The following is a 12,053-nucleotide window of genomic DNA, read 5'->3' on the forward strand; positions in this document are numbered from 1 at the left end:
ACACTCGCCGGCTGATTCAGCCCGGTTTGCGGGCCACGTATACGGTGTTGAACGACTCTCTGTTCTGGAACGGGTTGTAGAAGCTCACCACATGGCAGGCAACGTCGGTGAATACGTCTCGCAACACGTCCATGAATACGGCGTCTTCGCCTTCATTGGACCACATGGCAAAGATACCACGAGGTTTGAGTTGCCTGGCCATCAGGCTGATATTTTCGGTGGTGTAGAAGCTGGCGTTGGAGGCATTCAGCAGCGCGCGGGGTGAGTGGTCGATATCCAGAAGTATCGCATCAAATTCTTTGCCGGGCGCTTGGGGATCGAAGCCACCGCTTTCAGGTTCGGCAATGGCGAGGTCAAAGAAGCTGCCGTGGATGTATCGACTGCGAGCATCGGCGTTGATGTCTTTACCAAGGGGTACGTATTCTTGCTGATGCCAACGGATGACTGGCTCGAGGTATTCAACAATCAGCAGTTCCCCTACTCGCTCATGTTTGAGTGCAGCTACGGCGGTATATCCAAGCCCTAAGCCGCCTACGACGACGCTGAGGTTATCCCCTTCGGTTTCGTTCAGCCCGAGGTCTGAGAGTGCGACTTCGGCATCTACGAACATGCTGGACATGAGAAATTCTTCGCCGAGTTTTACTTCGTAGATATCTCGATCACCCAGAGCGGGGATGCGGCGGCGGCGGAGTGTGATTTCGCCGATTTCGGAGGGTTGGCTATCTATTTGTGCGAACAGTCGTCCCACTGTGGTGCCTCTTTTTTCTTTGCTTTGACTTTTGTCGGGCCTGTATTAGACCGGCACTTTGCAAGCGCCTATGGGGGACCTTCTCCCAAAAACCGCTGTGGATACGTCCGTGTACGCTTGGCTCCGCCATCCATGGCTCCGCACATTTTTGGGAGAAGGTCCCCCATAGGCGCTACTATCTACTCCCTTGGGTTCTCTGCCACCTTCGAGCACTCGGCTAAAAGCGCCCGCATTTTCTCTGCACCAAGGTTATTCATAAGCTCAATGTTCCGCGGCGGTATGCCATCCACATCCGGATGGTTATCAATCGCAGATTCCAGGCTAGCTTCGCGCAACAGGTGAAGCATGGGGTACGGAGATCTGTTGGTGTAGTTCTCCGCATCATTCGATTCAGTGCCTGCAAACTGATATTCCGGGTGGAAGCTGGCGATCTGGTAGATGCCTTCCATATCCAGATAGGTCAGTAACCCGTCTGCAGCACCCAAAAATTCGTTGTAGTCTGCAAAGTCCTGCAGTACGTGAGGATGAATAAGAAGAGTGGTTTCAATTTCCGGCTCATCGTCCAAACGCAGGAGTTCTGTTTGCAGGGCCTGGAGGAGTGAGTCCTCGTTATCAGCCTCGGATACCACAAACCGAACCCGATCCCTGACCAGCTCGCGCTTGGCAAACGGGCATAGGTTGTAACCAACAACAACATCTTCGACCCATTTCCGGGTCGCCTGAACTACGGTTCCTTCGCTCACACAAAATTCCTCTTGTTGTTGATCCAACCTGTAAAGTTCAGATCGGGTAGACGGGCAGGGCGGGCCAAAAATGTGCGGAGCCATGGGTGGAGTGCGAAGCACTTCACGGGCAAGCCATGGACGGCTTGCCCAGGACCTTTAGCGCGACGCAGGAGCAATAAGCGCTAAAGGGCGGAGCCAAGCGTACACGGACGTATCCACAGCGTTTTTTGGCCCGCCCTGCCCGTCTGCCCAGCCCCCGCAGTATCAGTAGTTTTTAAAGATGACCTTGGCTACGAAGATAATCATCATAAGTCCCACTAAAGTCCGTAATCCCCTCAGGCGTCAACTCAATAATCCGAGTGGCCAAGGAAGACACAAATTCACGGTCGTGGCTCACGAAAATCAGTGTACCGGGATAGTTCTCCAGCGCGAGGTTTAGCGCCTCGATAGACTCCATATCCAAGTGGTTAGTAGGCTCATCCAGCAGCATTACGTTCGGCTTTTGCAGAATCAGCTTGCCGAACAGCATGCGCCCCTGCTCACCACCGGAAATCACCCGTACCGACTTACCAATGTCGTCTCCAGAGAACAGCATGCGCCCGAGAGTGCCACGAACCAGCTGCTCGCCACCGGTAGTCCACTGCGCCATCCATTCCGACAGGGTGTCGTCGTCAGCAAAATCATCCGTATGGTCTTGGGCGTAATAACCCACTTCGGCGCTGTCCGTCCATTTCACTTCGCCGCTGTCCGGCTCGTAAGCACCTGCAAGGCACTGCAACAAAGTGGTTTTACCAATACCATTAGGGCCAATGATGGCCACGCGCTCGCCGGCTTCTACTTGCAGGTTCAGCTTGTTGAATAGCGTATTGCCATCAAAACCTTTGGTCAGATCCCGGATGGTGACTGCCTGGCGATGCAGCTTTTTGCCCTGTTCAAAACGGATAAACGGACTAACGCGGCTTGAAGGCTTTACTTCATCCAACTGGATCTTGTCGATCTGACGGGCGCGGGAAGTGGCCTGCTTTGCTTTGGATGCGTTGGCAGAGAAGCGGCTAACGAACTGCTGCAGTTCCGCAATCTGTGCTTTCTTCTTCGCGTTATCCGATAGCATGCGCTCGCGAGCCTGAGTGGCCGCGGTCATGTATTCATCGTAATTGCCCGGGAACAGCCTCAACTCGCCATAGTCCAGGTCAGCCATGTGGGTGCACACGCTGTTCAGGAAGTGACGGTCGTGAGAAATGATGATCATGGTGCTGCTGCGAGCCACCAGAATGTTTTCCAGCCAGCGGATGGTGTTAATGTCCAGGTGGTTGGTGGGCTCGTCCAGCAACAGCACGTCTGGGTCAGAAAACAGAGCCTGGGCCAGCAATACTCGTAGCTTCCAGCCAGGGGCCAGGCTGCTCATCGGCCCTTCGTGCTGTTCCAGTGGAATATCCAGTCCCAAAAGCAGTTCACCGGCGCGGGATTCGGCGGTGTAGCCGTCCATTTCCGCGAACTGAACTTCCAGATCCGCCACCGCCATACCGTCTTCTTCGCTCATCTCGGCCAGCGAATAGATGCGGTCACGCTCTTTTTTGACGTTCCACAGTTCTTCATGGCCCATGATGACTGTGTCCATGACGGAGCAGGTCTCGTAGGCAAACTGATCCTGCCTCAGCTTACCCAGACGAACATTCGGCTCCAGCATAACCTGGCCGGCAGACGGTTCCAGGTCACCACCGAGAATCTTCATCAGGGTGGATTTACCGCAGCCGTTGGCCCCGATCAAGCCATAGCGGTTGCCGTTACCGAACTTTGCGGAAACATTTTCAAATAGGGGCTTAGCCCCGAATTGCATGGTGATATTGGCAGTAGAGATCAAGAAACAAACCTATAGAAGTAAGGGCCAGCGCAGCACCGGCTAAATAAAGCCGGCATTGTACAGGTTTGCGATGGTAACCGTGAGGCCGCAGAAACACGCATAAAAAGGGCTTGCCTAGAGCGCGGGGGAAAGGCAGCATTCCTTTTCAGAGTTACCCATTCATTTTATTTAAGGAACGTTTTCATGACACAGGCAACTGCACGCCACATTCTGGTAGACAGCGAAGCGAAATGCGAAGAGCTGAAGAAAGAAATTGAAGGTGGCAAGGATTTCGCGGAAGTAGCGAAACAGCACTCTTCTTGCCCGTCTGGCCGTAACGGCGGCGACTTGGGTTCATTTGGCCCAGGCCAGATGGTTCCGGAGTTCGACAAGGTTGTGTTCAGCGGTGAAATCAACAAGGTTCTTGGGCCGGTCAAGACCCAGTTTGGCTACCACCTGCTGGAAGTAACCAGCCGCAGCTAAGCAACCCGGAATGCCTGCAAGCTGGCTCCTGAATACTTTCGGAGCCAGCCTCTCCCATGCGGTCTTTACTTTTGCGGAGCGAGAAATCTCGCCATCTGGTTGCCGATAGACTCAATCGGATCGGTAATAGCCTGCTGGATACTCTGGGTGACGGTTTTTGAAAATGCAGAACCCGGCCCGCTTTCCAGAAAGTCGATATACAGCCCCATCTCCTGCATGCTTATTTTTTCATAAGTGTGCAAATAGCTGTCGTATACCTGCTGTTCAACCACACCCCTTATAGCATTGCGCTGGTTCTCTATCTTCCGTTTAAGCTCATCGTAGTTTGCTGAGTCAGGGCTGAACGCAGCCATGGCCGTTGCCAATCCAAGCTGCACGGCAATGGTGGTGTCTACAGCACTTTCCGTTGCGCGGGCTGCCCGATCAAAGCGCTCGAACATCCGGGCACGATCCGTGCCTTTGTACTTTTTACCAAGCTCCGCAGCCTTGGCCTGCATCTGTTGCCAGGCAGCCGGGTCTGAAGCTGCAATTTCCACAGCCGAGATTTTCCGGGCCACCGGTGTCTTGTACCAGCCTTCCACTGCTTCAAGCTGCTTCCCGGAGAGGTCGCGCTCCAGGTTTTTCACTATTTGCTGTTCTATATCCGCCGCACGAAAGCTGTTGCTGACAACGTATCCAATGGTGTCAGCAACCATGGGAGGCAGCTGCGGGCTGCGCTTCAAGCCTTCGCGAATGCCTTCGCTCATCATGGCCGGGTAGCGTTCAACAATGTCATCGACAGGCGATGCTGCCAGCACCTGCTGCGCACTGGGCGCGGCCATGGCAGGGCCAGCGATAATCAGGCCGGTGATTAAAAGAGGTTTAACTAGGGTACCAAGCTTCATTTAACTATCATCCTGTTTGGTGGATGCTGCGTTTATGACACGCACACCCTCCCCTGAGCAAGCAATCCATGGGTTCCGGAGATGACAGTTTGGTAGGAAAGCTCTGGACGCGGTCACGCACACGCAAAAGAAAGCGCCAGACACGTCGTGATCGGTGGCGATCTCGCGTGAAATGGTACGGGCTTCCGGTTCTGGGCTTGATCATCGGCACCTGGGCAACACTGCGTTTCAGCTTGCTCGCCCCGGAACCTCCCGTGAACCCGAACGATCTGTGCGAGATCTTTCGTGAACATACGGTTTGGTACGACTACGCAAAGGACTCCCAGGAACGCTGGGGAACACCCATCGCCACCCAGATGGCTTTCGTGTACTACGAGTCATCGTTCCGCAGCCACGCCCGGCCACCCAGAACCCGCTTATGGGGCTTCATTCCCTGGACCCGGCCAACCACCGCCTATGGTTACGCGCAGGCCCTGGACCCGGCCTGGGGTGAATACCTTGCCGCCAATGGCGATGGTTTGTTTACCGTACGGACTGATATGGAGTACGCGCTGGATTTTGTGGGATGGTACAACCACCTCTCCCATCGGCAGCTCGGCATCCCCTTCCATAGTCCACGCCTGCTCTACCTGGCATACCACGAAGGCCGCGGCGGCTACGCCCGCAAAACGTTTGCCCGCAAGCCGTCTATTACAGCCTTGGCATCTCGGGTGCAGTCAAGGGCTTTCCGGTACGACAACCAACTCAAATCCTGCGAAAAGGAGTTCCAGTGCTGGCGCTGGTACCAGTTCTGGCCATTCTGTGGCTGAGCGCCTGCACCCTGTATGCTCAGGGTGTCGGGCTGAACTCGATTGCTGAGGCCTGAGCTCGAAGCCTGTCCACCAGAAACTCTTTCACAATTCGAATTCTCGCCATTTGCTGAGTGTCCTGGCTTACGTGCACCCACAGGTCGACACTTTCGCCTTCCAGCGGATCTGACAAACGGCGAAGCTCTTTGGTGCCTTCCCCCAAATAACAGGGCAAAACTGCAAGACCAGCGCCTGACCGCGCCAGCGCATGCATGGCGTGCAAGCTGTTGCAGCGGATGACCGACGTGGCATGTTTAAGATGTTTGCGGTACCACCGACCCGTTGCCAGGTGGCTGAAGGTGTCATCCGGAATAATCCAGAGGCAATCTTCTGGCTGATTTTCAATATCCATATTGCGATGACGCCGGCAATAACTGGCAGAGCCGTATACCGCCGATTCGATGGCCGCTATGCGCTCACCCTCCAGCGTTGCCTGAGGCTTGTTCTCGGGGCGCAAAGTGAGGTCGGCTTCCCTGTGGGTAAGATTGGTAACATCATTATCGGTGAGCACTTCCAGCTCAATATCAGGAAATTCCCGCACCAGTTCAGCAAGAACCGACCCGAGCAACTCGCTCATCATCGTATCTTCCGCCGCCAGGCGTACCTTGCCTACGGGCGCTGCATCCTGCCCAACCAGCTTGCGCTCAAGGTTTTCCATTTCTACTGACAATTTTTCGGCATTACGGAAAGCGGTTTCTCCCACTGGTGTCAGTTGAAGTCCATCCCGGTTGCGTTCAAAAAACTGCACGCCCAAGGTCTCTTCCATCTGGTCGAGCCGGCGCAAAACAGTGGTTTGATGCACGCCCAGCAATTCTCCAGCTTTCGCCAGGGTTCCACCTATTGCCAGAGCATGTATATATCGAAGATAATCCCAGTCCATAGCTACTGCATATTTGCAACATGAGTACGGATTTTAACGTATTTACGCTGCAAAAAAATACCCTTATAATTCAATGTAAATTCAGGTAAATAGATTTTAACCAATCACAAATAGCAACTCACCAGAAAGGAGGAAGTCGCTATGGCACAAAGACATATGGCAACCGTTAAACCGCTACCATCCAGCATCCTCCACAATGGTGCTGAGGTTAGAAGTCAGCACACACGTGCGGCAGCAAAGATGGCGGTCCGGTTCATGAGCCGCAAGCTGCGGTCATTCAACCGTAAGGCTGCAGAAGCAACGCCCGATATCGTTCAGATGCAAGGCGGTCACTAATTCCAGTCAGGCCAACGTAAAGAGCTGCACCATATAGCGCAGCTCTGAAGCAAGTAGCCAAACTGAAAACGCCGGTGGTGCTGATTCCAGAGCCACCGGCGTTTTGCATTACCCGATCATAATTCCCAAACCACTTTCCTTTTCTGCTCAAACCAACTGTCCATTTTGCGGTTGTAAGTGTCCTCGATTACGTTCCGCTTGATCTTCATGGTTGGCGTGAGCATTCCGTTCTCCATGGTCCAAGGCTCCTTCACAACCACAACGAAGGATATTTTTTCGTGGGCTTCGCATTCTTCGTTTACTGCGCCCAGTTCTTTCAGCAACTCCTGCTCAAGCTCTGCCCGGTCCATTCCATTTGAAAGCGCCTCCCGAACGTCCTCTGACAGAAGTATCATCAGGCAAGGTTGAGGCTGGTTGGCACCGGCTACACAGACTACTTCCACCGAAGGATGGTTAAACCGGTTTTCGATAGGAACCGGCACAACGTATTTACCTTTTGAGGTTTTGAACAGGTCTTTTACCCGGCCGGTAATTTTCAGATAGCCGCTTGCATCAATCTCACCCATATCACCGGTTTTGAGAAAACCATCAGCGGTAACATCCTCGCGGGTTTTCTCTTCGTTTTGGTAGTAGCCCATCATCATTCCCGGGCTTTTCACCTCCAGTTCACCCCCTTCGCCAATGCGGTGCTCAACACCCGGATTGGCCTCGCCTACCCAACCTATCCTGGCTCGTCCGGGCCGACTGGCATGGGAGTACCCGAAATTTTCTGTCATACCATAAACTTCAAGCAACTCCAGACCAAGGTTGCGATACCACAAAATAATCTCTTCCGACAAAGGTGCTGCCCCCGTCAGTGCAGCCCGGCAATGATCCAGCCCCAACTGTTTAAGCACCTTCTTTTTCACAACGGAACGCACAAACGGGATGCTGAATAACAGCTTTTGCTTTTTGGGAGGCAGTTTGGCATTCACCCCAAGATAAAACTTCATCCACAGCCGCGGCACAGAGAAGAACAGTGTTGGCCGGGCACGCTGAAGATCCTGCTGAAAGGTGTCCAGGTTATCGGCGAAATAGGTATGAAAGCCAAAATACAGGGATTGCGTTTCAACCGCCGCTCGCTCCGCCACGTGAGCCAACGGAAGGTATGACAGCATTCGATCCTCAGAGGTCACCGTGAACATCTGCTGCAAACCGTCGGCCACAGACATCATGGATCCAAAATTATGCATTACTCCTTTAGGGCGGCCAGTACTGCCCGAGGTGTAAACAATCGTAGCAAGTGCATCCTGGCTCGGTAACTTTGGTGCCGCTGGCTCGTGCCTGGCAATGACGTCAATCCACTTGGGCGTATCATCCCGCGGCGACATAGGCAGGGAGATGATTGGGAGATCAGAAGGAATGTGCCCTTTTATATCGTTCCAGCCATCTGCGGTGCCATCCAGCTTCCCCAGGAACAGCAATTTTGCCTTTGAGTGTTCAAGAACATAGGCAGCAGCGTCCCCATTAAGCGTGGGATACAACGGCACTGAAACATGCCCGGCGGCCCAAATAGCGAGATCCGACAATATCCAGTGCGCACTGTTTTTGCCGAGGACGGCAATATTACTGCGCTCAGGGAGTTCAAGGCTGTTGAGATGGGCGGCCATGCGTGAAACCTGGTCCGCAGCCTGTTTCCAGTTAATATCCTCAACAGTCCCATCGGGATAGGGCTGAGTGAGGTATGTCCGTTCCGGGCTTTTCTCGGCCCAATAGTACAAACAGTGCAAAGAAGTCAGCTTGCGGGGATCCACTGCCATGAAAAACTCCTGATTATTGTTATCGGTGACGAATTCCGCCCAACATGTGAATTAGGATTCACTCTAATGCACTTCCACTGGAATTCACAAATATTAGCGGTATTTGGCGAGAGCTCAATGGCATTAAATACCCGCCTTATTGACTAAATCCACCCCATACTCTGTTTCGCGCCAACGAAGCTGGTTATTTTTTGTGTGACATTCGTCAAGATTGGTCTAAAGTGAAAATCGAAGCTTATCGAACTCTACCCCTCAGAGGAGACCGCCATGAGGCAGTCAACGAATCGCTCTATCCTGATCTTTCCTGCTTGGGGACTTATCCTTGTTGGCTCAGCCGCTTTCCTCTACAGTGCTTTCGCAGGGATGCTGGGCGCCTGAAAACCCACTATCCCAAAGGTTGTGAAATGCGCCTAACGCCGGAAGCGGGTTTCCAGCACCACGGCTGAGTTAGTGCGCTCAACCCCATCGAGATTGCCAATCTCGTCCAACACTGCGCTCAGCTCCTCAAGAGACTGAGCCTGAACGATTGCTATGAGATCGTATTCTCCGCTAACCGAAAACAACTGCGACACCTGGCTAATGCCCTCAAGAGCCTTGTTCGTTCGCGCCGTTAATTTTTGAGCCACCTTGATAGACACATGGGCTTCCACTTGGCTGGAAGAAAACGCGCCCCCCAGTTGCACCGCATACCCAGCTATCACGCCACTGGCTTCTAACCGGGAGATCCGGCTTTGCACCGTTGAGCGGGACAACTGTAAAGCCTTCGCCAGGTCTGTGATGCTGACTCGGGCATTCTGGCGAAGCAGCATAAGCAGTTTTTGGTCTTTGCTATTGATCATTTTGATAACCGATCGCGTTATTTTGACAAGAGCATAGCTCATTCCGGACAAAATGCACCTACAAACCGGCAAAGTCCAAATGCATACTGTTTCGAAACAACGCCAGGTTTCAGCCCATGATTATTCGCCCAATTGCAGACAAGGATCTGGATACGCTCTACCAGATAGCCGAAGAGTCTGGCCCGGGGTTTACATCCCTAATGCCAAACATGGACGCTTTGTCACAAAAAATTGCCCACTCCATAGCAAGCTTCGAGCGTGACGTGCATAACCCTGGTGATGAGCACTACCTGTTTGTACTGGAAGATGAGGCCACTGGCGACATCCTCGGCACCAGTGGTATTGAGGCAAACACCGGGCATACCCAGCCGCTTTACCACTTCCGGCGCAACACAGTAACCCATCACTCACGGGACCTTGATGTTCGCAAGAGTGTGGAAACCCTCACCCGCTGCAACCACTACACAGGCTATTCCGAGATTTGCTCTCTTTATTTGCGCCCTGAGTTTCGCCGGGCCAATGCGGGCAAACTGCTCTCCCGGGTGCGCTTTCTGTTTATGGCTCTTCACCCGGAGCGCTTCTCGCACAAGGTCATTGCCGAAATGCGCGGGGTTTCTGATGCTGCCGGTCGCTCCCCCTTCTGGGACTGGCTAAAAGCGCACTTTGTGGACATGGAGTTTAGCCAGGCAACCCAGCTTATTGGTGCGGGCTACACAGATTTTATTGATGAACTGATGCCCTCTCACCCTCTCTATACCTGCCTTATGAGCCCGGAGGCCCGAGCTGTACTTAGCCAGGTACACAACAACACCCGGCCAGCCTTACAGATACTGGAGGCAGAGGGTTTCAAGCACAAAGGGTTGATAGACCTGTTTGATGCGGGTCCAACCGTGGAATGTGCCCTGGCAGAGATACGAAGCGTCAGGTCTTCCTCTGCGCACAGCGTCAGGGTGGATGATTATCTGGCAGGGACAAATACGCCATTTGGCCGCACCAACCACCGCCACAACGAACCAACGCTGATTGCAAATACAGAAACAGCAAATTTTCGGGCAACCGTCACATCCGAGGTGTCCGAGTATTCAGATACACTGATTATTTCCCGCTCTCTGGCGACCAAACTTTGCCTTGAGAACGGCGACCTCTCGCGCATTTTGCCTTTAAACCATGCGACGTCGACGGCACGAAACAGAATTACGGCTACGGAGTTAAGCTATGCATACTGATCGCAACGCCTTGTTCGAAAATCTCTGGCAGGACTATAGAGCTGTCACACCATCGGCCGCGAAGATCCACCGCATTCTGGGTGCCGAAGAAGGCCAAGCAATCATCAATGATCATATCGCCCTGAGAACCTTCAACCTGAAGCCAGTTGGGCTGGATACTCTCGCAGCGCATTTCCTGGCCTTAGGGTACCGGGAAGGCGGCGAATACCACTTCGAAGGCAAGAAGCTTTATGCCCGGCATTACGAGCACGCAGACCCTGAAGCTCCGAAGGTGTTTATTTCAGAGTTGCTGACAGAGCAGTGCTCACCAGAACTTCAGGCTATTGCCTCACAGCTGGTGGACGGGATAACAGACGATAAGGTTACGGCAGACAACTTTCTATACTCAGGGCGGCATTGGGATCTGGATTCCAGCACTTACCGCCAACTGCTCGAAGAGAGCGAATATGCAGCCTGGCTCGGGGCCTGGGGTTACCGGGCAAATCACTTCACGGTAAGTGTTAACCACCTGACTAACTTTGAAACAGTTACTGATATTAACCAGCTCCTGAAGGACAAGGGTTTTGCAGTGAATGCGGCCGGTGGTGAAGTGAAGGGTTCTCCTGAAGAGTTGCTTGAACAGTCATCCACAATGGCCGACCGGGTTCCTGTTCAGTTCAGCGACCGTGAAATGACGATTCCCAGCTGCTTCTATGAGTTCGCACTTCGTTACAAGAAGCCCAACGGCACCCTTTACAGCGGATTTGTTGCGGCGTCTGCCGACAAGATCTTCGAAAGCACCAATGCCGGGATTTAAAAGCTGAAATATCCACCCGTGTACCAGCGGGATAGCTAAGCTAAACTAAGCCCTTGTTCCCGAACAATTCCATTTGTTCAATGCAACAAGGAGTATCAATGAAGCCTGTCGTCACGCTTTTGCTGGCCTGTTTTTTTGTGTTGGCTGGATGCCAGTCATTGCCAGATGCAAGCCCGGCTGCCGGTCAAAAAAGTAAGAGCATGCCCGAAAGCACGGGAGCAGTAAGCCATAGTAGGGTTTTACTGAGTGCCCAGCACTGCCTGAGCGAATACCTGAAGGAGCACGGCAGGGTTCACTACGGCCCTTGCCTTAAAATCATCAGCGTGGACGGCAATACGCCAAAGATTCGGGATGATGGCTTCATAGAATTACCAACGGCTGAACCCGCCACCCTCAGCGTGAGCTGTGTATATCGTCACGCCGATGGCTCGCCAATACCCGCCACCATGGAAACAACCGATTTTCAGATAACCCGGAATACCTTTACCAAACCCGGGCAACGCTGGTATCTCCATGCACACAGGCAGGCGAGGCAAATTGTTGGCTGTGAACCCACACTGTCGCGGTCGAAAAACCCCACTTACGAAACGGACTGATGATTTGACTAATTTCAAACGAGGTTCACAAGGCATAGCACTGGCCCGGAGCA

At 53.1% G+C, this 12,053-nt stretch carries 13 protein-coding genes; 6 read left to right on the forward strand and 7 right to left on the reverse strand.

What is annotated here, in order from left to right:
- Positions 1 to 16: 16 nt before the first annotated feature.
- From FE848_RS10035 to FE848_RS10045, 3 genes are all read right to left on the reverse strand, one after another.
- Positions 17 to 748, reverse strand: coding sequence for a spermidine synthase (locus FE848_RS10035; protein ID WP_200202663.1), 732 nt, complete (start codon positions 746 to 748; stop codon positions 17 to 19).
- A gap of 179 nt (positions 749 to 927) precedes the next feature.
- Positions 928 to 1,491 carry a DUF1415 domain-containing protein gene (locus tag FE848_RS10040; protein ID WP_200202664.1) on the reverse strand — a complete coding sequence of 188 codons (564 nt, stop codon included), beginning with the start codon at positions 1,489 to 1,491 and terminating at the stop codon, positions 928 to 930.
- 256 nt (positions 1,492 to 1,747) lie between these two features.
- Positions 1,748 to 3,334 carry an ABC-F family ATPase gene (locus tag FE848_RS10045; protein ID WP_200202665.1) on the reverse strand — a complete coding sequence of 529 codons (1,587 nt, stop codon included), beginning with the start codon at positions 3,332 to 3,334 and terminating at the stop codon, positions 1,748 to 1,750.
- A 183-nt stretch (positions 3,335 to 3,517) separates the two neighbouring features.
- Between FE848_RS10045 and FE848_RS10050 the strand changes: the two genes are divergently transcribed.
- Positions 3,518 to 3,796 (forward strand): peptidylprolyl isomerase, encoded by a 279-nt coding sequence (locus FE848_RS10050; RefSeq protein WP_200202666.1) that lies wholly within the window; start codon positions 3,518 to 3,520, stop codon positions 3,794 to 3,796.
- Positions 3,797 to 3,861: 65 nt separating this feature from the next.
- Here FE848_RS10050 and FE848_RS10055 read toward each other — a convergent pair whose 3' ends face one another.
- Positions 3,862 to 4,680 (reverse strand): DUF2059 domain-containing protein, encoded by an 819-nt coding sequence (locus FE848_RS10055; protein WP_200202667.1) that lies wholly within the window; start codon positions 4,678 to 4,680, stop codon positions 3,862 to 3,864.
- 167 nt (positions 4,681 to 4,847) lie between these two features.
- Between FE848_RS10055 and FE848_RS10060 the strand changes: the two genes are divergently transcribed.
- Entirely contained in the window at positions 4,848 to 5,489 is a 642-nt protein-coding gene (locus tag FE848_RS10060; protein ID WP_200202668.1) for a lysozyme-like domain containing protein, read from the forward strand.
- Between the two features lie 19 nt (positions 5,490 to 5,508).
- On the opposite strand, the gene FE848_RS10065 is transcribed toward FE848_RS10060, so the two are convergent.
- Entirely contained in the window at positions 5,509 to 6,408 is a 900-nt protein-coding gene (locus tag FE848_RS10065; RefSeq protein ID WP_200202669.1) for a LysR family transcriptional regulator, read from the reverse strand.
- Positions 6,409 to 6,549: 141 nt separating this feature from the next.
- Between FE848_RS10065 and FE848_RS10070 the strand changes: the two genes are divergently transcribed.
- Complete coding sequence (locus FE848_RS10070; RefSeq protein ID WP_200202670.1) at positions 6,550 to 6,744, forward strand: hypothetical protein; 195 nt, start codon at positions 6,550 to 6,552, stop codon at positions 6,742 to 6,744.
- Between the two features lie 116 nt (positions 6,745 to 6,860).
- Here the strand turns inward: FE848_RS10070 and FE848_RS10075 are convergent, their stop codons facing one another.
- Positions 6,861 to 8,543 carry an AMP-binding protein gene (locus FE848_RS10075; protein WP_200202671.1) on the reverse strand — a complete coding sequence of 561 codons (1,683 nt, stop codon included), beginning with the start codon at positions 8,541 to 8,543 and terminating at the stop codon, positions 6,861 to 6,863.
- Positions 8,544 to 8,953: 410 nt separating this feature from the next.
- Entirely contained in the window at positions 8,954 to 9,382 is a 429-nt protein-coding gene (locus FE848_RS10080) for an Lrp/AsnC family transcriptional regulator (protein ID WP_200202672.1), read from the reverse strand.
- A gap of 116 nt (positions 9,383 to 9,498) precedes the next feature.
- Between FE848_RS10080 and astA the strand changes: the two genes are divergently transcribed.
- The 3 genes from astA to FE848_RS10095 all read left to right on the forward strand — a co-directional run bounded on the left by astA (position 9,499) and on the right by FE848_RS10095 (position 12,000).
- Positions 9,499 to 10,608, forward strand: coding sequence for an arginine N-succinyltransferase (astA, locus tag FE848_RS10085; RefSeq protein WP_200202673.1), 1,110 nt, complete (start codon positions 9,499 to 9,501; stop codon positions 10,606 to 10,608).
- Positions 10,598 to 11,404, forward strand: a complete 807-nt coding sequence (locus FE848_RS10090; RefSeq protein ID WP_200202674.1) for a DUF1338 domain-containing protein — start codon at positions 10,598 to 10,600, stop codon at positions 11,402 to 11,404. Before astA ends, FE848_RS10090 begins: the two co-directional genes overlap by 11 nt.
- A 98-nt stretch (positions 11,405 to 11,502) precedes the next feature.
- Positions 11,503 to 12,000: a hypothetical protein gene (locus FE848_RS10095; RefSeq protein WP_200202675.1), complete on the forward strand. Its 498-nt coding sequence runs from the start codon at positions 11,503 to 11,505 to the stop codon at positions 11,998 to 12,000.
- Positions 12,001 to 12,053 lie beyond the last annotated feature (53 nt).

Source organism: Marinobacter sp. 1-3A (genome assembly GCF_016597775.1).
In the GTDB taxonomy this organism is placed as follows: Bacteria; Pseudomonadota; Gammaproteobacteria; order Pseudomonadales; family Oleiphilaceae; genus Marinobacter; species Marinobacter xiaoshiensis.